The 23866-nt window shown below is 72.4% G+C and carries 23 protein-coding genes; 2 read left to right on the forward strand and 21 right to left on the reverse strand.

What is annotated here, in order from left to right:
* Positions 1 to 32: 32 nt before the first annotated feature.
* The 14 genes from Voc01_RS51025 to Voc01_RS51090 all read right to left on the reverse strand — a co-directional run bounded on the left by Voc01_RS51025 (position 33) and on the right by Voc01_RS51090 (position 14140).
* Positions 33 to 458 (reverse strand): hypothetical protein, encoded by a 426-nt coding sequence (locus tag Voc01_RS51025; protein WP_203935065.1) that lies wholly within the window; start codon positions 456 to 458, stop codon positions 33 to 35.
* A 12-nt stretch (positions 459 to 470) separates the two neighbouring features.
* Positions 471 to 1109, reverse strand: a complete 639-nt coding sequence (locus tag Voc01_RS51030) for a histidine phosphatase family protein (protein WP_203935066.1) — start codon at positions 1107 to 1109, stop codon at positions 471 to 473.
* Positions 1106 to 1510, reverse strand: coding sequence for a ribosome silencing factor (gene rsfS / locus Voc01_RS51035; RefSeq protein ID WP_203935067.1), 405 nt, complete (start codon positions 1508 to 1510; stop codon positions 1106 to 1108). Before rsfS ends, Voc01_RS51030 begins: the two co-directional genes overlap by 4 nt.
* Positions 1511 to 1611: 101 nt before the next feature.
* Positions 1612 to 2214 (reverse strand): nicotinate-nucleotide adenylyltransferase, encoded by a 603-nt coding sequence (nadD, locus tag Voc01_RS51040; RefSeq protein WP_203935068.1) that lies wholly within the window; start codon positions 2212 to 2214, stop codon positions 1612 to 1614.
* Positions 2215 to 2232: 18 nt separating this feature from the next.
* The gene (locus Voc01_RS51045) at positions 2233 to 2787 is read right to left on the reverse strand and encodes a helix-turn-helix transcriptional regulator (protein WP_203935069.1); all 555 of its coding nucleotides are present in this window, start codon (positions 2785 to 2787) and stop codon (positions 2233 to 2235) included.
* Positions 2788 to 3008: 221 nt separating this feature from the next.
* Entirely contained in the window at positions 3009 to 3377 is a 369-nt protein-coding gene (locus tag Voc01_RS51050) for a hypothetical protein (RefSeq protein ID WP_203935070.1), read from the reverse strand.
* 90 nt (positions 3378 to 3467) lie between these two features.
* The gene (locus Voc01_RS51055) at positions 3468 to 4634 is read right to left on the reverse strand and encodes a DUF1444 domain-containing protein (RefSeq protein WP_203935071.1); all 1167 of its coding nucleotides are present in this window, start codon (positions 4632 to 4634) and stop codon (positions 3468 to 3470) included.
* 45 nt (positions 4635 to 4679) lie between these two features.
* On the reverse strand, positions 4680 to 6110 hold the full coding sequence (gene obgE / locus Voc01_RS51060) for a GTPase ObgE (RefSeq protein WP_203935072.1): 1431 nt from the start codon (positions 6108 to 6110) through the stop codon (positions 4680 to 4682).
* Positions 6111 to 6188: 78 nt separating this feature from the next.
* Complete coding sequence (gene rpmA, locus Voc01_RS51065; RefSeq protein ID WP_203935073.1) at positions 6189 to 6446, reverse strand: 50S ribosomal protein L27; 258 nt, start codon at positions 6444 to 6446, stop codon at positions 6189 to 6191.
* Between the two features lie 7 nt (positions 6447 to 6453).
* Positions 6454 to 6768, reverse strand: a complete 315-nt coding sequence (gene rplU, locus Voc01_RS51070) for a 50S ribosomal protein L21 (protein ID WP_203935074.1) — start codon at positions 6766 to 6768, stop codon at positions 6454 to 6456.
* A 130-nt stretch (positions 6769 to 6898) separates the two neighbouring features.
* Complete coding sequence (locus Voc01_RS51075) at positions 6899 to 7492, reverse strand: Rv2240c family protein (RefSeq protein WP_203935075.1); 594 nt, start codon at positions 7490 to 7492, stop codon at positions 6899 to 6901.
* Positions 7493 to 7648: 156 nt separating this feature from the next.
* Positions 7649 to 10963 (reverse strand): Rne/Rng family ribonuclease, encoded by a 3315-nt coding sequence (locus Voc01_RS51080; protein WP_445009839.1) that lies wholly within the window; start codon positions 10961 to 10963, stop codon positions 7649 to 7651.
* Positions 10964 to 11381: 418 nt separating this feature from the next.
* Complete coding sequence (locus Voc01_RS51085) at positions 11382 to 12125, reverse strand: TIGR03936 family radical SAM-associated protein (protein WP_203935092.1); 744 nt, start codon at positions 12123 to 12125, stop codon at positions 11382 to 11384.
* A 41-nt stretch (positions 12126 to 12166) separates the two neighbouring features.
* Positions 12167 to 14140 carry a TIGR03960 family B12-binding radical SAM protein gene (locus Voc01_RS51090; RefSeq protein WP_203935076.1) on the reverse strand — a complete coding sequence of 658 codons (1974 nt, stop codon included), beginning with the start codon at positions 14138 to 14140 and terminating at the stop codon, positions 12167 to 12169.
* A 77-nt stretch (positions 14141 to 14217) separates the two neighbouring features.
* Between Voc01_RS51090 and Voc01_RS51095 the strand changes: the two genes are divergently transcribed.
* Positions 14218 to 15273, forward strand: coding sequence for a hypothetical protein (locus Voc01_RS51095; protein ID WP_203935077.1), 1056 nt, complete (start codon positions 14218 to 14220; stop codon positions 15271 to 15273).
* 3 nt (positions 15274 to 15276) lie between these two features.
* On the opposite strand, the gene Voc01_RS51100 is transcribed toward Voc01_RS51095, so the two are convergent.
* The 7 genes from Voc01_RS51100 to Voc01_RS51130 all read right to left on the reverse strand — a co-directional run bounded on the left by Voc01_RS51100 (position 15277) and on the right by Voc01_RS51130 (position 23084).
* The gene (locus Voc01_RS51100; RefSeq protein WP_203935078.1) at positions 15277 to 15834 is read right to left on the reverse strand and encodes a ThiF family adenylyltransferase; all 558 of its coding nucleotides are present in this window, start codon (positions 15832 to 15834) and stop codon (positions 15277 to 15279) included.
* Positions 15828 to 16070: a hypothetical protein gene (locus Voc01_RS51105; RefSeq protein ID WP_203935079.1), complete on the reverse strand. Its 243-nt coding sequence runs from the start codon at positions 16068 to 16070 to the stop codon at positions 15828 to 15830. Before Voc01_RS51105 ends, Voc01_RS51100 begins: the two co-directional genes overlap by 7 nt.
* Positions 16070 to 16432: a Mov34/MPN/PAD-1 family protein gene (locus Voc01_RS51110; RefSeq protein WP_203935080.1), complete on the reverse strand. Its 363-nt coding sequence runs from the start codon at positions 16430 to 16432 to the stop codon at positions 16070 to 16072. Before Voc01_RS51110 ends, Voc01_RS51105 begins: the two co-directional genes overlap by 1 nt.
* Positions 16426 to 17409 carry a hypothetical protein gene (locus Voc01_RS51115; protein WP_203935081.1) on the reverse strand — a complete coding sequence of 328 codons (984 nt, stop codon included), beginning with the start codon at positions 17407 to 17409 and terminating at the stop codon, positions 16426 to 16428. Before Voc01_RS51115 ends, Voc01_RS51110 begins: the two co-directional genes overlap by 7 nt.
* Positions 17406 to 19136: a vWA domain-containing protein gene (locus Voc01_RS51120; protein WP_203935082.1), complete on the reverse strand. Its 1731-nt coding sequence runs from the start codon at positions 19134 to 19136 to the stop codon at positions 17406 to 17408. The genes Voc01_RS51115 and Voc01_RS51120 overlap by 4 nt, the downstream gene beginning before the upstream one ends.
* 179 nt (positions 19137 to 19315) lie before the next feature.
* Complete coding sequence (locus tag Voc01_RS51125; protein WP_203935083.1) at positions 19316 to 21973, reverse strand: Hsp70 family protein; 2658 nt, start codon at positions 21971 to 21973, stop codon at positions 19316 to 19318.
* Positions 21974 to 22040: 67 nt separating this feature from the next.
* Positions 22041 to 23084: a protein-L-isoaspartate O-methyltransferase family protein gene (locus Voc01_RS51130; protein WP_203935084.1), complete on the reverse strand. Its 1044-nt coding sequence runs from the start codon at positions 23082 to 23084 to the stop codon at positions 22041 to 22043.
* 40 nt (positions 23085 to 23124) lie between these two features.
* On the opposite strand from Voc01_RS51130, the gene Voc01_RS51135 reads away from it, so the two are divergent.
* Positions 23125 to 23820, forward strand: a complete 696-nt coding sequence (locus Voc01_RS51135; RefSeq protein ID WP_203935085.1) for a lysophospholipid acyltransferase family protein — start codon at positions 23125 to 23127, stop codon at positions 23818 to 23820.
* Positions 23821 to 23866: the final 46 nt, after the last annotated feature.

Here is a 23866-nt window from a genome sequence, read left to right on the forward strand (position 1 = left end):
CCGGCACGGTAGCCGACGCCGGGGGCCGAACCCTAGGCCGGCCGCACCTCGGTGACCCGGAACGGCGTGCCCTGCTGGCAGGTCGTCATGAGCCCCGGCTCGGGGGTACCCCGCACCACCACGGGTCGCCCGGTCATCAACGCGCCCGGCTCGGCGCCGATGAGGAGGTAGAGGGTGTCACCGGACTGCATCACGATGCAGCCGTTCTCGACGCCCTCGGTGGGCGTGCCGGTGATCGTCATGACGCCACCGGGGTTCTTCCCGGTGGCCGCCGGGTCGTTCGCGGACGGAGAACTGGACGCTGAACCGGACACCATGGGCCCTCCCGTCGCGGAGGAGTCGGGTGTGGAGCTGCCGAAACCGTCTCCGGAGCCGTCGGTGCCGCCGCAGCCGGCCAGCACCGACCCGGCCAGGACCAGCCCGGCCAGCAGAGCCACGAAAGACAGTCGCGCACGCATACCAGTCGGACGTTAGCGCGCCGGACCCGGTTCCGTCGCCGTGGCCCCCACGTTGTGCGAATGCAGCCTCCACCCCCGGGAAGGCTGGTGACGCAGTTCGCTCCAGTGGCAGTTGTCCAGTGGGGCGATCGAGTAGACCATGTCGTGCGGCCACTTGAGCAGCGCCTCGATCGCGTGCCGCACGGCCCCGCCGTGCGTGGTGACCACCACCGTGGCCCCCACGTACGCCTCGACGATCTCGACCAGGGCGGCCGACACGCGCTCGCCGACCGCCTCGGTGGTCTCCACGTTGGCCGCCTCGATCGGCTCGCCCCGCCGCCACCGGGCGAAGGCGAGCGGCCACCGCACCGCGACCTCCGCCCGCGTGTGGGTCTCCCAGTCGCCGAACCCGCGCTCGCGCAGCCGCACGTCGTAGGACGGCGTGAGGCCGGTGAGCGCGGCGAGTTCGGCGGCTGTGTCGGCGCATCGCGACAGGTCACTCGACACGATGGCCACCGGCTGGCGCAGTGCCAGCTCACGGGCGGCGACGCGCGCCTGCCCCCGGCCGGTGTCGTCGAGCTTCGCGTCGTACTGGCCCTGTATGCGGCCCTCGGCGTTCCACGCGGTCTGGCCGTGTCGCCACAGGACGACGCGGGTCGAGCGCTTGGTCACGCGGCACCGGGTTCGCCGGTTTCGGCCGGCTCCAGGTCGCGGTCGTTGAACGGGATCGTCGGGCAGTCCTTCCACAGCCGGTCGAGCGCGTAGAACTCGCGCTCCTCGGAGTGCTGGACGTGCACCACGATGTCGACGTAGTCGAGCAGCACCCAACGGCCGGCCCGCTCACCTTCCCGGCGGACGGGCTTGGCCTTCTCTGGCAGCTCGAGCAGGCTCTCCTGAATCGCATCGGAGATCGCGAGCACCTGACGCTCGTTCGGGGCGGACGCCAACAGGAACGCGTCTGTGATGACGAGCTGGTCGGCCACATCGAGAATGACGATCTCCTGGGCCTTCTTGTCGGCCGCCGCCTGGGCTGCGGTCTGTGCCATCTCGATGGCACGCTCGGTAGCGGGCACCTGTCTCCTCTCTCCGGTCTGTCCGGACCGGTCAAGCCTCTCACGCGCGACGCGAAAGCCGCTTCTCCGTTACACCCCCGGCTGAATCGAATGCATTCGTTTCAGTCGGTGTGAGACAAACGGTACAAACCACGCTTGGCTATGTACTGAACCACCCCATCGGGGACCAGGTACCAGACCGGTTTGCCGTCGGCCACCCGCGCCCGGCACGCCGTCGAGGAGATCGCCATCGCCGGCACCTGGACCAGGCTGACCGTGTCGGCCGGCAGGTGCGCGTCACTCAGCTCGAACCCGGGCCGGGTGACGCCGACGAAGTGCGCCAGCTTGAACATCTCGTCGGCGTCCTTCCACGACAGGATGCGTTCCAACGCATCGGCCCCGGTGATGAAGTAGAACCCGGTACCGGCGCCGTACGCCTTCGCCAGGTCACGCAGGGTGTCGATCGTGTACGTCGGACCGGTGCGGTCGATGTCGACCCGGCTCACCGTGAACCGCGGGTTCGACGCGGTGGCGATCACCGTCATCAGGTACCGGTCCTCGGCCGGGCTCACCTCGGTGTCGGCCTTCTGCCAGGGCTGGCCGGTGGGCACGAACACGACCTCGTCGAGCTCGAACCGGTCGGCCACCTCGCTGGCCGCCACCAGGTGGCCGTGATGGATGGGATCGAACGTGCCACCCATGATGCCGACCCGCCGACTGTTCATCTGCGGCATCGTAGATCATCACGCCAGCAGGTCACGGACGGCGGCGGCAGTGGCCGGATCGGACCGGACGAGCCGACGCAGCCGCAGAGCCAGGTTGAGCACGCCGAGCACCGCCTCGGACGCGGGACTCGCCACAGGACCGGACGCAGGACCGGGTGCGGGACCGGCCGCCTCACCGGGCGCGGTGTCCAGCCAGGCCAGGACGTCACTCCACCGGAAGATCAGTTCGCCGCCGCACCGGCGCACCGGTGGCGGACCGTCTCGCAGCAGCTCTCCGAGCCCGCGCGGGGGCACTCCCAGCCGAGGCGCGAGGACCCCGATCGTCACCAGGTCGTCGTCGGGCACGACGTCGATACACGCCAGACCGCTGCGCTCCAGGTCGGCGATGGCGGTGACCACGGCGGCGGCCAGCGACGCCGCCTCCCGGTCGAAGTACACCAGCGCCCGGTTCGGGGCCGTGCCACCGATCACCACCGCGTCGGTGCACCGACCGTGCGTCAGCGGCGCCAGCACCGACCGCTCGCGCACCGAGGGCCCCGCCCGCGCCGCTCCGGCCGGCATCCACCGTGCCATCCCACTCGCCATCCCATTCGCCATCCCGTGCGACATCCCAGGCCCAGCGCCGCGCTGCGTACCACGCTCCGTGCCACGCTCCGTGCCGCGCTCCGTGCCGCGCCCCCCGCCGCGCCCCGTGCCGCGCCCCATGTCAGGCACCGTGTCGGGCGCCGTGACGGGTGGCGCCGCTGACCCGGGTCCGCGCGACGCGGTGACCCGGATACCGAACTGGAAGACGGTCACCGTGCCGCCCTCCGCGCGCCGCCCAGGGAGTCACCGACCGGACCGCCCGCCCGGTGGCCGGAGGGGCGCGCGGGTGGATGATCGGACGGGTGACCCGGCCGGCGGGCCGGTGGATGACGGTGCCGGACCACGAACGCGTACACCCGGCGCAGCCACCAGGCCGGCTCCGGCGGCCGGGCCGGCAGCGCCAGCCAGCCCCGGCAGCGCTGGCACGCCAACCGCCAGCCGTGCTGGCCCAATGGCTGGCCCGATGGCTGGCCCGATGTGAGCTGGCCCGATGTGAGCTGATCCGATGTGGGACCGCCCGCCAGCCCGGCCACGAGTAGTCCCTGTTCCGCCGCGATCCGCAGCAGGTCGATAGCCATGCCGATTCCCCCCGTCGGCTTGTCCGCCCACCCATTCAACCCGTTGCGACGAGGGATGGGAGGGGCCAGCAGGGGGGCCATTCGCCGGCCCTAAGGATCGACCGCCTGCTGCCGCAGCACCGCGACGATCTGCGGGTCGACGTCGGGCACGGTGCGGAAGCGCACCGGCCGGTACTCCACCGCCTCCGCGCACAGGCCTTCTCCGAGCACCACCGGCCACGGCACGAAGAACGGCTCGGCGCCGTCGACCACCAGGCCCACGTAGTCGGCCCGGGGCAGCAGCGTCGGCAACGACGTGGTCCACGCGGTGACGGTGAACACGGAGCTGTCGTCGCGGGCGAACAGCTCCAGCTTCGCCACGAACTCGGGCAGCTCCGCTTCGGAGAGCAGCTCGCGTTGTGCGGCGTACTCGTGGGTGGCGAGCAGCCGTTCGGCGCGGCCGAGCACGGCCGTCACCGAATGGTTCGACGGCGCCGCGTACGGCACCACCCGGCCCACGGCGTCGACGGTGTAGCCGACCGGTGACAGCCGCCGGGGCGCCTCCAGGTACTCGTCGGCGATCAGCTCCAGCAGCGGTGCCAGCCCGTCGGGATCGGCCGCGGTGACCATGAGCGTGTTCACGTCGGGCACGAACGCGATCGGCGCCCCGCCGACGCGGCCGGCGAGGCTCGCCAGCCACCCGTCGAGCAGCAGATGGGACGGCCAGTACGCGTCGCCGTCGTCGACGAAGCGCAGCAGCACCGGCCCCTCGGCCGGCTCCGCCTCGGGCAGCACGCCGCCGGCGGCCAGGTTCGCCCGCGCGGCGCCGAACACCTCCTCGTCGCCGACCCCCCAGTTCGACGCCATCGCCGCGGTGACGTACGACATCGAGGTCGGGCGGTCGACGACCACGAGCTCGTCGAGGTACGGCTGGGCGGGCCGGCGCAGTACCGCCGGCCTGTTCGCCTCGTTGCTGCGGCCGAACATGGCGCCCCGCAGCACCGGACGCAGCAACGGCCGCACCGACGGCCAGTCGGCCGGCGGTTCCTGGGTTCCGAGCAGCGTGGTGACGTAGCGGCGGATCCGGTCGGTGCGTGTCTCGGGCTCGCGTTCGCACTCCGCGAACAGGGTCGCCAGGTACATCCAGACCGGCTGCGTCGCGTCGGCATCGCGTTGGTACGCCACGGCGAAGCGCTCCTCGTCGAAGCGGGCGTCGGAGGCTCCCTGCGCCCGCATCTCCGAGAGCACCTCGGCGACGAAGTTCTCCCTGGCGTCCACGTCGGGGAGACTACACGCAGGTGAGCGTTGGTAAGAGCACCGAACTCAGTCCGCCCACTCGTCCTCGACGTCCGCGCGCACCCGCCGCGCCTTGCGTGCCGCGAGCCGCTCGGCGGCCGGCACCCGACCGCTGTCCCCCTCGATCCTGGAGTCGGTCCCGCGTGCGCTGGGGACGTAGTCGTCGCCCACCGGAACCGTCGGCTGCCAGTCGAATTCACGCATGCCGATGCGCACCGGGCAGCCGGGTTCGGCGCCCGCCTTCGCCAACGCGTCCTCGACGCCGAGCCGGGCGAGCCGGTCGGCCAGGTATCCGACCGCCTCGTCGTTGTCGAAGTTGGTCTGGCGCACCCAGCGCTCCGGCTTGGAGCCGCGCACCACGTAGACACCCTCGTCGTCCTGCTCGATGGTGAAGCCAGCGTCGTTGACCGCCGTCGGCCGGATCACGATGCGGGTCCGCTCCGGCGGCGGCGCCGACTTCCGGTGCTCCTCGACCGCCTCGGCCATCGCGAACGTCAACGCCCGCAAGCCTTCCCGCGTCGCCGCGCTCACCTCGAACACCTTCAGGCCGCGCGCCTCGAGGTCGGGCCGCACCATCTCGGCCAGGTCGCGGCCGTCGGGCACGTCGACCTTGTTCAGCGCCACCAGCCGCGGCCGGTCCTCCAGGCCGCCGTAGGCGGCCAGTTCGGCCTCGATCGCGTCGATGTCCGCGATCGGGTCGCGCTCCGTCTCCAGCGCGGCCGTGTCGACGACGTGGACCAGCACAGCGCAGCGTTCGATGTGACGCAGGAACTCCAGCCCGAGCCCCCGACCCTCCGCCGCACCGGGGATGAGCCCCGGCACGTCCGCGATCGTGAACGTGTGGTCGTCGACGCGCACCACGCCGAGGTTCGGGGTGAGCGTCGTGAACGGGTAGTCGGCGATCTTCGGACGGGCCGCCGACAGCACCGCGATGAGCGACGACTTGCCGGCCGACGGGAAGCCGACCAGGCCCACGTCGGCGACGCTCTTCAGCTCCAGCACCACGTCGAACTGCTCGCCGGGCTCACCCAGTTCGGCGAAGCCGGGCGCCTTGCGCTTGGTGTTGGCCAGTGCGGCGTTTCCGCGCCCGCCCCGGCCGCCGCTCGCCACCACGAAGGACGTGCCTTCGCCGACGAGGTCGACGAGCAGTTCACCGGTCTCGGAGTAGACGACGGTGCCGTCCGGCACCGGCAGGATCAGGTCCTCGCCCTTGGCCCCGTCGCGGTCGCCCCCCATGCCGCCCTTGCCGTTGCCGGCCTTGACGTGCGGACGGAAGCGGAAGTCGAGCAACGTGTGCACGCCCGGGTCGACGACGAGCGTCACGTTGCCGCCGTGCCCGCCGTCACCGCCGTCGGGGCCGCCGAACGGCTTGAACTTCTCCCGGTGGATGGAGACGCAGCCGTGCCCGCCGTCGCCGGCCCGCACGTGCAGCACCACCCGGTCGACAAAGCTGGCCACAGTGATCCCTTCGAAGACAAAGAGCGACGGCGGGCCTGGCGCTCACGCGCCGGCCCGCCGTCGACCGAAAGCTGTGTGTTACGCCTCGACCGGCACGATGCTGACGGTCTTGCGGCCGCGCCGCTTGCCGAACTGCACGTTGCCGGCGGCCAGGGCGAACAGCGTGTCGTCGCCACCGCGACCGACGAGCTCACCCGGGTGGAACTTGGTACCGCGCTGGCGGACGATGATCTCGCCGGCACCGACCAACTGACCGCCGAACCGCTTCACGCCCAGCCGCTGCGACGCGGAGTCGCGCCCGTTGCGAGAGCTGGAAGCACCTTTTTTGTGAGCCATCGCCTGCCTACTTTCCGGACTTGATGCTGGTCACCTTGACCTGCGTCAGCGGCTGGCGGTGACCCTGACGCTTGTGGTACCCGGTCTTGTTCTTGAACTTGTGGATCCGGATCTTCGGACCCTTGGTGTGGGCGACCACCTCGGCGGTGACCGCGACGCTGGCCAGCTTCGCCGCTTCGGTGACCAGGTTGTCGCCGTCGACCAGGAGAACCGCGGCCAGCGACAGCGAGTCGCCCGGCGCACCGGCGAGCTTCTCGACCTCGATCACGTCACCCTCAGCGACCTTGTACTGCTTGCCGCCGGTCTTGACGATCGCGTACATCGACGCGGACTCCTGTCGTAGCTGTTACACCTTGGGGTTGCCGGCGCGACCCAGACAAGGGGCACACAGCAACGAGGCGCACAGAAATGCGCCGTCGGCAAGCTTACCCCGCCGACGGCGCCAGCCAAAATCAGCCGCAGATGCGCAGCACCTTGTCGGTGGCCGCCTCGATCTCGCTGGTGTTCAGGTCGCCGAGCTTGTCGAGGTCGGCCACGCCGTTGATCTGGGAGTTGACCTTCTCCAGACCCTGCGCGTACTCGGTGAGCGCCTGCTTGAGCTCGGCGCTCTGCGCCTTGCCGGCCTGGGTGCGCATGCCGGCCGCCCACTCGCTGAACAGCGTCTTGACCGCGTTGACCGTCGCCTGCTCGTTGCCGCCCTGCGACGCCTGGACGACCGCCTCGCCGAACTTCCGGGTCGACTCGGCGACCAGCTTCTCCTGGTCGGCGCAGACCTGCTTGTCGGCACCGGTCGCGGTGCCTCCCTCGCCGGTCACACCCGGGTCACCGGGTGCGCCGGGTGCTCCCGGCGTGGCGGTGCCCGCGGTCGCCGACGGGTCGACCGGCGCCGCCGACCCCGACCCGGACGCCGATGCCGACGCCGATGCCTTCGGCGCGCCCGAGCCGGATCGCTTCGGCTCGTCGTCGCCGCATCCGGCGAGGCCGAAGGCGAGCGTGGCAGCAAGCGTGACACGCGCGAACAGGACCAGACCGGTGCGGGCAAGCATCAGGGCGGCTCCTCGGTCGAACGTACGGGGTCTCCGCGGGGACACAGTACGTCGCTTACCCGAACCGGTGCCCCTCGATGCGACCGTATTCGATGAACCTGGCACCCAGGTAACGATCGTGAACCCCTGCGCGTACAGGGGTTCACGATCCCCTGACTACGGGCGGGTGCGGCGCCTCGTGCCGCGCCTCGTGCGTCGGCGCAAACCCTCGCCGGCGTCCGGGTCGGTGTCGCCGTCGGTGTCCTCGACGACCGCGGCCTCGTCGGCTTCGACCGTCGGGTCCTCGATGTCCTCGATGACCGGTTCGAGGTCGGCGTCGGAGACCTCGACGGCCTCGACCAGTTCGGGCGCCTCGACCTCCGGCGCCTCGGCCACCGCGGCACCCGACCCGCGCCGCCCGCGGCGACGGCTGGCGCGCGTCCCGGTCCCCTCGCCTGCGCCCGACCCCGACGAGCCGGAACCGTTCGCCGCGGCCTGCACCGACCCGGCCGCCGACGAGGCGGCCGCGACCTTCGCGAGCTCCGACCGGCCGCCACCGCCGCCGCCGCCGTGACCGTTGCCGCCACCGCCGCCGCGCTTGTCGCCGACCGGCTCCGGATGGATGATCAGCCCCCGGCCGCGGCAGTGCTCGCAGGTCTCGCTGAACGCCTCGAGCAGGCCCTGGCCGACCCGCTTGCGGGTCATCTGCACCAGGCCGAGCGAGGTGATCTCGGTGACCTGGTGCTTGGTGCGGTCGCGGCCGAGGCACTCGGTGAGGCGGCGGAGCACCAGCTCACGGTTGCTTTCCAGCACCATGTCGATGAAGTCGATCACGATGATGCCGCCGAGGTCGCGCAGCCGCAGCTGGCGCACGATCTCTTCGGCCGCCTCGAGGTTGTTGCGGGTGACGGTCTCCTCGAGGTTGCCGCCAGCACCGGTGTACTTGCCGGTGTTGACGTCGATGACCGTCATCGCCTCGGTGCGGTCGATGACGAGGCTTCCGCCGGAGGGCAGGAAGACCTTCCGGTCGAGCGCCTTCATCAGCTGCTCGTCGATGCGCATGTCGTGGAAGACGTCGCCGGTGCCGGTGTAGCGGCGCAGCCGCGGCACCAGGTCGGGCGAGACGTGCTGGAGGTAGGGCTCGACCATGTCGTACGCGTCGGAGCCCTGGATCACCAGGTCCTTGAAGTCCTCGTTGAAAAGGTCACGCACGACCCGGATCACCAGGTCGGGCTCCTCGTCGAGCATCGCGGGCGCGTTCACCGACGACGCCCTCTTCTGGATCGCCTCCCACTGCGCCTGGAGCCTCGCCACGTCGCGGCTGAGCTCGTCTTCGCTGGCGCCCTCGGCGGCGGTGCGGACGATCACGCCGGCGCCCTCGGGCACCAGGTTCTTGAGGATGTCGCGCAGCCGCTTCCGCTCGACGTCGGGCAGTTTGCGGCTGATGCCGGACGCGTTCCCGTTCGGCACGTACACCAGGTGCCGACCGCTCAACGCGATGTGACTGGTGAGCCGGGCACCCTTGGTACCGATCGGATCCTTCGTCACCTGCACCAGGACCGAATCGCCCGACTTCAGCGCCTGCTCGATCGTGCGGGTGCGCCCTTCCAGCCCGCTGGCGTCCCAGTTGACCTCGCCGGCGTAGAGCACGGCGTTGCGCCCCCGCCCGACGTCGACGAACGCCGCCTCCATGCTGGGCAGCACGTTCTGCACCCGGCCGAGGAACACGCTGCCGACCAGCGTCTGCGAGGTGCTCCTGGTGACGTAGTGCTCGACCAGGATGTCGTCCTCGAGCACCGCGATCTGGGTGCGCTCGCCCTTCTGGCGCACGACCATCACCCGGTCGACCGCCTCCCGGCGCGCCAGGAACTCGGCCTCGCTCAGGATCGGCGGCCGGGTCCGCCGCTGCTCACGGCCGTCGCGCCGGCGCTGCCGCTTGGCTTCCAGCCGGGTGGACCCGGAGACGCCCTGCACCTCGTCACGGGCCGCCCGCGGCTCCCGGATCTTGACGACCACGTTCGGGTCGTCGCCCCCGTCGTCGGCACCGGCCGCGCCCTTGCGCCGCCGCCTGCGCCGCCGGCGGGTGGTGGACCCGTCGTCGTCCTCGTCGTCGTCGGCCGCGGCCTCCTCGGCGTCGGCGGCCGGTTCGGCGTCGCCCTCGACGTCGTCGCCGTCGTCGGCGCCACCCCGGCCCCGGCCCCTGCCCCGGCGCCCGCGGCGGCGGCGCCGGCCACCGGCGGTCAGGTCGTCGTCGTCCTCGTCGCCCACCTCGGCGTCGGCGCCGTCGTCGGCGCCCTCGTCGGTGTCGGCCGCGTTGTCGGCCGCGGTGTCGTCGGCGTCAGCCTCGGCCACGACCGGTTCGGCCTCGGCTCCGCGCCGGCCCCGCCGCCGCCTGCTGCGCGCCGGCGGCTCACCGGCCGTCTCGGCACCAGCCTCTTCCGTGACCTCGTGAGCACCGTCCTCGGCACGCGGCCGCGGCTCCTCCTCGGTGACCGGGGGAACGGCCGGCACTGTGGTGCGACCCCGCCGGGTACGGACCGGAGGTGCTTCCTCCTCGGTCGCCTCGGGCGCCATGAACAGCACACTCGCCGCCGGTGCCGCCCGCCGCCGCGAACGCGGAGGGGCCTCCTCGACGGCCGCGACGGGCGCGACCTCCACCGGCGCGGGCCGGGCCGCCTGCCCGGCACCCCCGTCGACCGTGGTGCCCGCGTCGACACCGTCACCCGGAACGCCCGCCTGGACGCCGGCGCCCGAAGCGACCGCGTCCGCCGGTTCCGCAGACGGCGCTGACGCAGCCGGACTGGTCGCCGCCGCGCCGGCCGTGGCCGTGGCGGTGCTGGCCGTGGCCGCCCGGCGACGGGTGCGCCGTGCCGGCTCCGGCGCCGTTTCGGTAGATACGCCGGCAGCGTCTGCTTCGGGCGACTTGCCCGCTTCAGCGGTGGCCTGTTCAGCAGCGGCCTGTTCGGCGGTGGTCTGTTCGGCGGTGGTCTGTTCGGCGGTGGCAGTCGGCTCGGCGGCAGCGGCGGCGGTCGCCTTGGTTGCCCGCCGCCGACGGGTACGGGGTGCCGGCTCACTGGCGGCCTCGGCCACCGGCTGGGCTGCGGGGTCGGCTGCGGGCTCGGCCGCGTCCACCGCGGCGCCGGCCTCGATGGCGGCACCCGGCTCGGCGGCGGCACCGGCCGAGACCTCGGCCGCGGCACCGGCCGGCACAGCCTTGGTAGCCCGGCGCCGGGTACGCCGGGCCGGCGCCGGGACCGGCTCGTCCACGGCGGGCACCACCACCGGCGCCGCCACGGCAGCCACCGACTCGTCCACAGAAGGCTCCGCCACGGCGGGCACCACCACGGCGGGCTCCGCCACCACGGCCACCGGCACCTCGACGGCGGGCGGCACCGCGGCCGTGGGCTCCTCCACGGCCGGCTCGCGCTCGGCCACCGGCTCGTCCTCGGCGGCCGGTTCCTCTTCGGCCGCGGATTCCTCTTCGGCGGCCAACTCGGCGGTCAGTACCGCCTCGGGGGCCGCGGCCAGGCCGCTGACCTGCCCACTCGCCGGCTCGGCGGCGGGCTCCGCCGGCTCGTGTGCCAGCTCAGCGGCGCCGGCGTCAGGCGGCCCCGGATCGGACTGCCCCACATCGGGCAAAGAGTGCCCACCTGCCGGGTTTGTCGCTTCTTCGGCCCGCGGGGTCGCGGTGTCGGTCTCGGGCGCATTGGCGGCTGAGACAACGTCGGGGTGCGACTGCGCCCCACCCGTCTCGCCGCTCGGCTCGTTGTCGAGCATTCGGGACGTTCTCCAGTTCTGGCGCTCCCGGGCGCGTGCCAACGCAGCCACGCAGGTGCACCGTTGTGGTACCGGCGGCCCGTCTCCCACTCACGAGAACAGGGCGGCGAGCCACCGAAGTCTGCCCACCCCGTCAGGCCGACGGGGCGCCGATGGCTTCCTGTGCGCGGCCGGCCGCGAACGGATCGACGATCTCGCCCTCCGTGGTGAGCATTCCCTGGGCCAGCCGGGTCGCCCGGGGCGGGCTCGGCAGCTCCAGGCCAGCGACCACGCGCAGGCCGGACAGAACGTCATCGGGTCGCACGGTCGGGGTGACCTGCCGTACGACAAGGTCGAGTATCGCACACGGTGCGCCGTCGACCCCGGAAGGTGCGTCATCCCGCACGGCGAGCGAGGCCACGGCCGCCCGCGCGTCGAAAGTGCGGCGTCCCTGCTTGGTCATCCGTTCGACCGGCACCTCGGCCGCCGCCAGGAACGCGGCCACCGCCGAGGAGGCCGCCTCGAAGGTCACCCCGGGAAGGTCGATGGACCAGGAGCCGGCGTCGATCCGGTCGGCCAGCGAGCCGCCACCGGCCAGCGGCGCCTCCACCGCGTCGAGCACGTCGAGACCGGGCGACAGCGCCGCGTCGAGCGCCCGCGCGAGGAGGGTCACGTCGACGACCTCGCGGAGCCCGATCTCGAGGTACTCGGCCTCGCTCGCGACCCCCGTGGGTGCCGCCGAGGCGTACGAGACCTTCGGGTGTGGCGTGAACCCCTGTGAATACGCGATCGGCACGCCGGCCCGGTGGATCGCCCGCTCGAACGCCCGGGCGAAGTCACGGTGTGACGTAAATCTCAGCGGCCCACGCTTCGAGTACCGGATCCGCACCCGCTGCACGACCGGTGCCTGCCCGCCCGCCGGCTGGTTCTTGGCCCTGCTCAATGAACTCGCTCCGCTCGCGCGGGCTCCGGAGCCGGCACCCGGAGAGTGCTGTTCAAGGTCAACGGGACCAGCTTGCGCCCGGTCGGGCCGATCTGGATCTCCGTGTCCTGGCTCGGGCACACGCCGCAGTCGAAGCACGGGGTCCAGCGGCAGTCGTCCTGCTCGTACTCGGAGATCGAGTCCTGCCAGTCCTGCCAGAGCCAGGTCTTGTCGAGCCCGGAGTCGAGGTGGTCCCAGGGCAGCACCTCGGCCTCACCGCGCTCGCGGGTGGTGTACCAGTCGAGGTCGAGGCCGAAGGAGGGCAGCACGTCGGCGGCGGCCGTCACCCACCGGGCGAACGAGAAGTGCTCCGACCAGCCGTCGAAGCGTCCCCCGTCCTCCCACACCCGACGGATCACCGCACCGACCCGGCGGTCGCCGCGCGACAGCAGGCCCTCGATCAGCGACGGCTCGCCGTCGTGGTACCGGAACCCGATCGCCCGCCCGAGCGACCGGTCGGAGTTGATCTCCTGCTTCAGCAGCCGGAGCCGGTTGTCGATCACCTCCGGCGGCTCCATCCGGGCCCACTGGAACGGGGTGTGCGGCTTCGGCACGAACCCGCCGATCGACACCGTGCACCGGATGTCCTTCGACCCGGTCGCGGCCCGCCCGGCCTTGATCACCTCGTGCGCCAGGCGGGCGATCTGCAGGACGTCCTCGTCGGTCTCGGTGGGGAGGCCGCACATGAAGTACAGCTTCACCTGCCGCCAGCCGTTCGAGTACGCGGTGACGACGGTCCTGATCAGGTCTTCCTCGGACACCATCTTGTTGATCACGCGACGGATCCGCTCGGACCCGCCCTCGGGCGCGAACGTCAGGCCGGTGCGCCGTCCGTTGCGGCTCAGCTCCTCGGCCAGCGTGATGTTGAAGGCGTCCACCCGCGTCGACGGCAGGGACAGCGAGACGTTGGTGCCGGCGTACTGCTCGGCGAGCCCGGAGCACATGTCGCCGATCTCCGAGTGGTCGGCCGACGACAGCGACAGCAGCCCGACCTCGGTGAACCCGGAGTACTCGAGCCCCTCCCGCACCATCTGGCCCACGGTGGTGATCGACCGCTCCCGCACCGGACGCGTGATCATGCCCGCCTGGCAGAAGCGGCACCCCCGGGTGCAGCCGCGGAAGATCTCCACCGCGTAGCGCTCGTGGACCGTCTCGGCCAGCGGCACGATCGGCTTCTTCGGGTACGGCCACTCGTCGAGGTTCATCGTGGTGCGCTTGTGCACCCGGAACGGCACGTCGGGGCGGTTGGGCACGACCCGCTGGATGCGCCCGTCGGGCAGGTAGTCGACGTCGTAGAACCGGGGCACGTAGACGCTCTCGGTGCGGGCCAGCCGCAGCAGCAGCTCGTCTCGCCCGCCCGGGCAGCCGTCGGCCTTCCAGGCGCGGACGATGTCGGTGATCTCCAGGACGGCCTCTTCACCGTCGCCCAGCACGGCGGCGTCGATGAAGTCGGCGATCGGCTCCGGGTTGAACGACGCGTGTCCCCCGGCGATCACCACCGGGTGGTCGTCGCCGCGGTCGGCGGACAGCAGCGGGATACCGGCAAGGTCAAGGGCCGTGAGCAGGTTCGTGTACCCGAGCTCGGTGGCGAACGAGATCCCGAACAGGTCGAACGCGCCGACCGGCCGGTGGCTGTCGACGGTGAACTGCGGCACGCCGTGCTCGCGCATCAGCTTCTCGAGGTCGGGCCAGACCGCGTAGGTGCGCTCGGCCAGCACGTCGGGCCGCTCGTTCAGCACCTCGTAGAGGATCTGGACGCCCTGGTTCGGCAGGCCGACCTCGTACGCGTCGGGGTACATGAGCACCCAGCGCACGGTGGCCTCGTCCCATGGCTTGACCACGGCACCCAGCTCTCCACCTACGTACTGGATCGGCTTGCTGACCAGCGGCAGTAGGTGTTCGAGCTGCGGGAAGACGCTCGTAACGGTCACGGGAGACCAGCCTACGTGAACCCCCGCCGTACTCTCGAATTGCTCAACGCGCGCGAGCCACGGCCGAGGGGGGTGCCATGCCGGATCAGGACGATCCGAAGCTGCCGGCCGCCCAGGTGACCCCGGCGCTGCCCGACCCGAGCGACGACGAGTCCCCCACGATCCAGATCTCCGGCGACGGGGAAAGCGGCACGAACCGCTGGTCGGGGTCGGCCACCGTCCCTCCGCCGGGCACGCCGCGCCGCAGGTCGGGGCTCGGCCGCGACGATGAGGACACCTACGACCTGCCGGTCGACGACGACTACGGCCCCACGCTCCGCGAGCGCTTCCGCGTCTGGCGGTCGGGCCGGCGCCGTCCCGCGCAGGTCGCGCCGCCGCCGCAGCCCCCGGCCCACCCGCAGACCGGGTCGATGCCGCCCCAGTTGCCGCCGGGCTACACCCGCGCCGCGCCGCCGCCGGGGTGGTACGGCCCGCCCGCGGCGTACGGTCCGCCGCCCGGTCGCCCTCCGCAGCGTCAAGATCGAAGTGGACACCGACCGCCGGTCAACCCGTACCCGACCCCGCCGCGGGCCCCCCGCCGACGCCGGCGCCGCTGGCCGTGGTGGCTGCTGTTCTGGTTCCTGGCGTTCGCGGCCTGCTGCGGCGGCGTCACGCTGTGGGCCCGGCCGTTCGTCGACCAGTACCCGGCGAGCATCGCCACGGAGGCCGACGTGCCGGGCCTGACCCGCTCGAAGGACGACTCCCGCCAGAAGACCGCCGACGCGCTGCTCGGCAAGGTCGAGTCGGAGCAGTGGGACGAGGCGTCGTACTCCGTCCTCTATACCGACAACCGCAACCGTGGCGCCACGCTCCTGGCCACCACGCGGTTCGTCTTCGACCCGGAGAAGGACCTCACCGCGCGGTTCGCCGACCTCACCGGCGACCTGAAGATCACCGGTGACGCCGCGGTCGACGCCGGCACACTCGGCGGCTACAAGCGCTGCGGCACCGGCACGCTCAACGGCCGCACGGTGGCGGTCTGCGGCTGGGCCGACCACGGCTCGCTGGCCGTGGCGGTGTTCGGCAACCGTTCGGTCGACGAGTCGTCGACGCTGCTCGACACCATCCGCGGCGCCGTTCTCAAGCGTGGGTGACCGTCAGGCGAGGGTCACCAGCGAGTCGGCGCGGTCGCCGGTCCGCACGAACTGGGCCACGACGGTGGCGAGCCGCGCCGCGACCAGGCCGATGAACGGCAGGTGCTCGCCGTCGACGCAGGTGGCCTGCCCCGGCTCGTCGGACTCGTCGGGAACGAACCGCTCGCCCCAGCGCACCAGCCCGAACGTTCCGTCGCCGGAGAGCCCGGCGTGCACCGACGGCACCCCCGTCGACGCCGCGAAGTCGCGGACCACGAGGCGGGAGGCCGCGTTGTCGAAGCAGTCGACGAGGAGGTCGGCGCCGGCGGCCACGGTGGCGACGTTGTCGGCGGTGAGCCGCACCGGGAACGCCGTGGCGTCGACGCCGTAGAACGTGCGCAGCTGCAGTTTCAGCGCCTCGGCCTTGTTCTTCCCGACCGCCTGCCGGGTGTAGGCCTGCGACAGCAGGTTCTTCGACTCGACCCGGTCGAAGTCCACAATAGACAGTTTCGCCGGCAGCGTGCGGCACAACGTCACCGCGGTCGAGCCGAGCGCGCCGACGCCGCAGAAGAGGATCAGCACCCGAACGGAACCTTGGGACGCAGGTACAGCCGGAGTACGCCGTCGGGACCATGGATGCGGTCGACCACGAAGTGGGTGAACGCCACCGGGTCGGCGACCCGCAGGACGCCACGCAGCGGCGCCTGGTTCACCGCCTCGGCGGCGAGGCGCTTCACCTCGGCGTCGGAGAGCGCGTCGTCGACGTCCCAGGGGACGTCGGCCGACCGGCCGCCGTACGTCACGTTCAGAATCGCCATTACCGAGCCTCCAATCCCGATGCGCCGCGCAGGAGAGCGACCCACGCCGGTTCATGTTCCTCGATCAGCGTGGTGCCATCGGCCCGGCGGCGCAGCAGGTTTTCGGGTGTCACCACGGCGTAGCCGAGCGGGCGGCCGAGGGCGGCGTCCAGAGCGTCCATTGTGGACAGATCGGTGGCCGAGAACGCCAACGGGCCACGGGGGTGCGAGTGGGCCACCTCGGCGAGCGCGTCGCGGTGCGCCCAGATCGCGGTCCACCGGTCGCGCGAGTCGGGCAGTGCCGACGGGTCGCTGGAGGAGTCGCTCCACAGGACCGCGCCCCGTGCGTCCAGAAGAAAGCACACCTCGGTGAGCGTCACCACGCGGTGATCTCCAGCTGGTACGTGCGGATCGCCTCGGCGATCACACCCGGAAGGCTCTCCAACGTCAGCCGCTCGTCGGCGCCGGCCAGACAGATGCCGGCGTCGACGACCCGCAGCGTCTCACCGTCGACCACCGACACGAACCGGTCGTCCATGAAGTCGTAACGCACCTCGAGGAGGTCGCCGCTGAGCCAACGGCTGTCGCGCAGCAGCGCTCCGGCGCTGTACAGGGCGGCCTCGGCCCGGTCGAGCGTCCGCTCCCGCGCCGACGCCGGGCGCAGCCGCGCGTCGGTGCGCTCGGCCCGCCACCGCTCGACGTGGTTCGGCTCGGCGGCCCGCCGCTCCTGCGCACCGGTGAGGATGCGCCGCGCCGCGGCGTCGCCCATCGCGACCAGCTCGCCGATGTGCCAGCGCAGTTGCACCGGCCGCACCGGCACGGCCAGGGCGGTCGCCACCCGCAGCATGACCGCGTACCCGAACGCCGCGCGCAGCGGCGCCGGCACCCCGGAGATCGCGGCGAGCGCGCCGTTGGCGCCGTGCTCGGTGCTCTGTTCGAACACCGCGCGCACCTTGTCCTCGACGCCGGTCTCGAAGTCCTCGCTGTCGTACAGCAGCGCACCCCCGTGCCAGCGCCGCGCGATCACCGGCGCGAACCGCATCGGTTCCGCAACGATGGCGCTCGCTCCGCTCGCGCGGGCGCCGGGACCCATGGCGAGCCGGTACGCGACCGCCCGGTCGCCGACCAGGTACCCGGCGACCCAGTAGCCGCGCACCGCGGGCAGGTCGCCGAGGTCGGGCGGGTCGGCCGGCTCCACCGCCGTGGCGGTGCGGCCGCTGACCTCGAACCGCCACCAGCCGGTCGCCGTCGGACCGACCGCCCGCAGCCGCCGGTCGGGTGCGTCGACGTACGGGCCACCGAGGTACGGCAGCACCATCGTCTCGGAAGCCTGTTGCAGAAAGCGTCGATAGTCCGTCATGTCGCCAGAAGTGGGGTTGCCAGCACCTTGTCGAGCCACGGGTACGAGGCGGCCGGGCCCACCCGGACGGCGACGGGCGCGTCGAGCAGCGTCTTCAGCACGCGCGTCACCTGGTACGGGTCGTCGAACTGGCGCACCTCGACCTCGCTGAACGGCACACCGAGATCGGCGGACGCGTCGCGCACGGTGCTCCCCCGCTCCCAGCCCCGGTCGACGTTGACGATCAGCGCCATCGCCGCCGGCCGGTAGCCGTACTCCCGGAACGCGTCGGCGAACCCGGATCCGCTCTCACCGGCCTCGTCGCCGACCACGATCACGATCAGCGCCGCGCCGTCCGGCACGTCGACCTTCTCTGCGCGGAACGCGCGCAGCGCGGCGCCGTGCACGGTGCCGCCGCCGGCGTTGACCACCGACAGCAGGTGCGTGATGCCGGCCCGGCTGGTCGCCTTCGGACGCAGCACCCGGCCCATCGTGTCGAACGTCGCGATGTGCAGCCGCTCCGGCGGGAACCCGGCGAGGATGCGGACGAGCGTCTCCTTGGACTTCTCGATCGCGCCCTGCATCGAGCCCGACTTGTCGATGAGGAAGAAGACGTGCACGTCCTCGTCGCCCACGGCGGTGGAGACCGCGACCTCGGCGGCGGCCTCCAACGCCTCCCGGACCGCGGCGCCGCGGACGTTGCGGGCGACGTTCAGCGACCGCTGGTCGGTGGCCGTGAGCAGTGCCTGCTCCCACCGGGCGCGGATCTCGGCGTCGGCGAGCAGGCCGAGGCTCTCCAGCGTGGGCGTGAGGATGCGCAGGTCCTGGTCGCTCAGCGAGGGCAGCAGCGCCACCATGATCGCCGGGGTGAGGCCGACGCCGGCCGGCAGCCGGCCGACAGCGTCCTTGAACGACAGCTTCTCCGTGACGATGCGCTCGCAGATCTCGGCCTCGGTGAGCCCGTCGAACCGCTCGCGGCGCTGGAGCACCAGGGTGCCGCCGACGCCCACCGTGCGGTGCCCGCCGGCGGCCTGCTTCTGCGCCCAGCCGAGCACGCTGAAGAACCGCTCGGTGGTGGGCTTGTAGCCGCACTTGCGGGCCAGCGCCTTGATCGTCTCCTTGTAGCCGGCGGTGACCAGACCGTCGAGGAGCGGGGTGTTGCGTTCGCGGTGGGCGAGCCAGCGTCGGGCGGCGGCGGGCCACCGCCCGAGCGGCGGCTTGCGGCCCGCCGGGTCGCCGAATCCAGCGGACCGGTTGAGCGCGGCGATCTCGGGCGTCTCCAGCAACTGGGCGACGCGGAGCACCTGCTTCGGGGTCATCGCGCGCTGGCCGAGGCGCAGCATCATCGCGGCGCCCACGGCGCGGTAGTCGTCGTCGTGGAAGGCGACGGAGCCGTCGTCGTCGTGCACGGGCGCGCCGGTGCGGTGCTGCACCAGCATCAGTGCGGACAGGCACACCTGCAGGTCACGCCAGTCGCTCTCGGTGGCGGCGTAGCTGGCGAACCGGGCGGCGAGTTCGGGGTCGAGGCGGTAGATATCGAGCAGTGTGCCGTACAGGTGTGCCGCGGCGGGCACGAACAGCCCAGGAGCCACCCGACGGACGCCACGCTGCACCCTGCCCGGGGTGGCCGGAAGCCATTCGCCGTTCTGATCGACACCAGGCCGGTTGTGCCACAGGTGGGCGCCGGAGTTGAGCACCAGGTGCAGCAGGCGGTCGGCGGCGCCGCGGTCTTCGGCTGGCAGGTTCATGTGGACGTCGTGACCCCGTTTAGGCAAAAGAAATGCCACCCGAGTGACGAAGCCTGGATAAACCAGAGTTTCAATCTGGCCCTTTGCCAAGGGCTGCGTGTAAGGCCTCGTCGGCCGGATGGCCGTCAACCAGTGTGAGTCAACCTAACAGCCGTCGTCAACGCCATTGCCGGCAACGGCTAGCTGTCGATCGTCCACACCCGGAAGTCGGTCGCGGTGGCGCAGGCCAAGCGGCTGCCACCGACGTCGCAGCTGGCCGGGATCACGGTCACCGTGCCGAGGTCGGTGCTGGCACCGTCGCCGAAGTTGACCCCCTCGATGGCCAGGGGCTGCGCCGTACCCGCCCACTCCGCGGCCGCACCGGCCGGCCGGGTGGGCAGCAGCACCGCGTCGACGTCGCCGCTGAGCTTCGGGTCGTCGCGCAGCCGCACGTCGTAGTAGTTCCGGTTGAACGTGCCCTTCTTGAGGTTGGCGACCGCCGCCCCCGCCTTGTCGTTCTCGAGCGTCGGCACGATCACGAACTCCGCCGCGCGCGCCAGGCTCCCGGGCACCGCCGCGTACGGCACCTGCGCCCGCGTGTCACTCGGGCCGGCCTCGGTGATCTCGAACAGCTGCCGGCTGGTGGGGTCGTCGGTGATCTCGTCGATCATGCAGACCTTGTCGCCGCAGGGCCCGATCCACACCGGCCGGCGGATCGACTGGTCGACGTAGATCCGCGTCCCGTTGCGCAGCAGCTGGTACTCGGTCTTGTTCTCCGCGACGTAGAGGTTGCCGGCGAGCGCGTCGTAGTGCACCAGCGCGACCGGGTGGCCCGGAGCCGCCTGCCCGAGGCCCTCCTGCAGCCCTTTACGGGTGTACCGGGAGATCTTGCCGGCGCCGTCGATGACGTCGAGGTGGTCGTCGCCCTGCTCGCCGGGAAGGGGACGGGCACCGGCCGGCAGCCGGAACGGCTGGCCCGGTGCGGGCGTCGGCCCGCCGACCACCCCGTACCGGACGGTGTTCGCGGGCTCCGCGTAGGCGATGTAACCCAGGCCGCCGCCCGCGTCGACCCCGGTGAGCGTCACCTTCTCGCCGGCGCCGAGCGCGGTCTCGGCGAACGTGTTGCTGGCCGCGTTCGACACCAGCATGGTGCGGGTGCCGTCGGCGGCCGGCGCCGCGATGACCGCGACCCAGTCGCCGACCTGGAACGCGACGGTCCAGCCGCCGCCCTTGGTCGAGCGGTGCCGCACCGTCGTGTCGGTGCCGTGCCTGACCGAGGCGACCTCGACCGTGCCGTCGGTGTGCTGCCCGACGGCGTGCGCCCAGCTCGACGTGACGATCGCCTGGTGCAGCCCGGTCGGGGCCAGGTCGTCGATCGTGATCGTGAGCTCTTCGGTGAGCGGATCGGTCGTGTTCGCCTTGACCACGAGGTAGCCGCCGTAGCACAGCCCACCGAACACCAGCACCAGCGTGAGCAGCCACGGCCAGGCCCGGTACCGGCGCGGCGGCCGCGGCGGCGGCCCGGACGTGACCCACATCCCCGGCATCGGCTGCTGGACCGGCATCGGCGGCGGCATCGGCGGCGGGGCCACGGTCGTGTACGCCCGCGGCTGCGGGGCGACGCGCTGCGCCGGCGCACCCGACGGCGATCCCGAGATGGGCGACCCCGAGACCGGCGAGCCCGACACCGGCATGCCGCTCACGGGCGTCCCCGACACCGGCACCACCGGTGACCCGGACACCGGCGCCGACGCCGCGCGCTGAGCCGGGGCCGGCCCCGCTGCCGGCCCTCCGACGGATCCCGCGACCGCGCCCTCGGCCACCGGAAGCTCCGGCTGCTCCAGCACCGTCGGCGCGACGCCCGTCTCCGCGTGCAACAACCGGCTGACCAGCGGCACCCGGCTCGTGCCGCCCACCAGGAAGATCCCGCAGAGCTGACCGGGCGTCAGGTTCGCCTGCCGCAACGCGCGGCTCAGCTCACCGGTGGCCCGCCGCAGCAGCGGGGTGGCCAGCTGCTCCAGCTCGTCGCGGGTCACGTGCAGCGACGCGCTGACCCCGGGCACCGCCACCGGCGCGGCCGTCGAGCGCGACAGCATCTCCTTCGCGGCCCGCACGTCCTCCCAGAACATCCGCCGGTTGCGCCGGCCGAGTTCGTCGGTGGGCTGGCTGATCTGCGCCCACACCTGCGGGTGCTGCGCGGCCAGCAGCTGGCCGAGGTGGTTGACGATCGCCGCGTCGATGTCGAGGCCGCCGAGGTCCTCGGCGCCGCCGCTGCCGACGACGGTGAACGTGGCGCCGTCGTTGCGGACGAGGGCGACGTCGAGCGTGCCGCCACCGAAGTCGAAGATCGCGAGCGTCCGGCCCACCGGGATCGGCCGTCGCTGGGTCTCGGTGAAGTAGCGCGCGGCCGCGATCGGTTCGGCCATCAGGTGGACCGGCGGCCAGCCGGCCCGGGCGGCGGCCTGCTGCAGCCGCCCCTTCCGCGCCGAGCCCCACGCGGCCGGACAGGTGATCACCGCCGGTGGCAGGTGACCCACCGTGTCGGTCACCGCCCGGGCCACCGTACGCAGGGGAGCCGCGAGCACGTCGACGATCGGCAGTTCCCGGTCGCCGAGGAACAGCACGTCCTCGTCGATGCGGCGCTTCGGGTTGGGCTCGAAGCGGGCCGGGTCGAGCTGGGCCATCCGCTGCGCGTCGCGGCCGACCTGCAGGGTGCCGCTGTGGTCGAGGAACACCGCGCTGGGCAGCACCGGCTGGCCGTCGAACAGCACGGGTCGGGTGCGGCCGTCGGGGAAGCGGAGGATCGCCACCGTGTTGGACGTCCCCAGATCTATCCCGACCGCGTACCCACCGCTCATGCACGCCCCCCGGTGTACGTCGACGGCCGCGATCCTACGGTGTCGGCGCACGCCGGCGCGTTTGCGTTCAGGGCTCGAGCCGCCACCCGGTCGGCAGCCACAGACCGTCGCCGAAAGTGAACCGGCAGTGCCAGTCCCACACCTCCGGCCCACCAGCGGCGTGCCACTCCCCGACGAGCGCGCGCACCTGAGTCATGAGACCGGCGTCCGCACCGACCGGATACAGCGCGTCGAGCCCGACCACGACGGACCCGCCGCCCGGTTCGGTCACCGTGCACGCCGTCTGCCAGGGCTTCTCGAACAGGCCGTCGACGGTGCGGCGCTCGACCCGGTCGTCGCGGGCCGCCAGCCCGAACCACAACGCGTAGTAGCGGTTCGGGTCGAGCGGCGGCACCGGCACCGCGTCCGGTGGATCGGGCAGCGTCATCGGCAGGGTCGCGGTGGCCCGGGGGTGCAGCGCGCCGGCGGCCAGCATGAACCCCGAGCGCACCGCGCCCCGGCCGGCCAGGTCGGGGGTGACCGTGAGGCACGGCTGGATGCCGCCGTGCTCGATCGGGGCGAGGATCATCCCGTCCGGGGCGAGCTGGTCGAACCACGCGGGCGGCACGCCGCCGATCCCGACGGTGGCGATGATCCGGTCGAACGGCCCGTGGTCGGGCGCGCCGAGGTAACCGTCGGCGTTCACCGCGGTGACGCTGTCGGCGCCGACGCGGGCGAGCGCGGCGGTGGCGTCGGCGACCACGTCGGGCTGCACGTCGACGGTGACCACCGGCGCACCGGTGATCGCGGCGATGAGCGCCGCGTTGTAGCCGGTGCCGGTGCCCACCTCGAGCACCCGGTGACCGGGCCGCAGCCGCAGCTTCTCGAGCATGTCGGCCATCAGCGACGGCTGCGAGCTGGAACTGCTCGGCCGCCCGTCACTGACGCGGGTGACCAGCGCCTCGTCGGTGTACACCTGCTCCGGCGTCACGGCGGTGGCCCGGCCGTCCGGGTCGACCACCCTGTGCACGAAGTACTCCCGCGGGACGCGCGCGAACGCGTCGACCACGGCCCGGTCGCTGACGCCGGCGGTGACGTTCGTCGCATACCGGTGCAGCCGGTCATCGGTCACAGTGTCACGATCCCATGATTGGCGCTGTTGGAGGTGCTGGGTGTCGACGCTGTACTCGGTGGGGAAGGTGACGCTGGCGCCGGCCCTGCGGCTGCTGTGGCGTCCGAAGGTCCGTGGGCTCGACAACATCCCCCGTGACGGCGGGGTGATCCTGGCGGCCAACCACCTCTCGGTGGTCGACTCGATCGTGGTGCCCATCGTGTGCCCGCGGCCGGTGTACTACCTGGCCAAGAACGAGTATTTCCAGCACCGGATCCTCGGGCCGCTGCTGACCGGTCTCAACAACATCCCGGTCAACCGCGGCGTCGGCCGCGAGGCGCTGCTGGCCATCGACGCGGCCGTGCCGGTGCTCAAGGCCGGCAAGGTGCTCGGCATCCACCCGGAGGGCACCCGCTCGCCCGACGGCAGGCTGCACCGGGGCCGCCCCGGCACGGCGAAGCTCGCGCTCGACACCGGCGCCACGATCGTGCCGGTCGGGCTGATCGGCACCGACCGCATCCAGCCGATCGGTGCGCGGCTGCCCCGGCCGGCCTCGTGCGAGGTGATCTTCGGCGAGCCGCTGGACCTCTCCGCGTACGAGCGGGAGACGGCCAACTCGAAGCTGCTCCGCGAGATCACTCTCAAGCTGATGCGCGAGATCGCCAAGCTGACCGGCCAGGAGTACGTCGCCCGCTACGCACAGCGCCCGAAGGCCGAGCGGTCCCCCGCCGACGGGCAGAGCCCGAAGGCCGAATAGGAGTTCCGCCCCGCCTGCCCTTATGCTCGCGCGGTCTGTGCTGCGC

This window comes from Virgisporangium ochraceum, assembly GCF_016863655.1.
Taxonomy (GTDB): domain Bacteria; phylum Actinomycetota; class Actinomycetes; order Mycobacteriales; family Micromonosporaceae; genus Virgisporangium; species Virgisporangium ochraceum.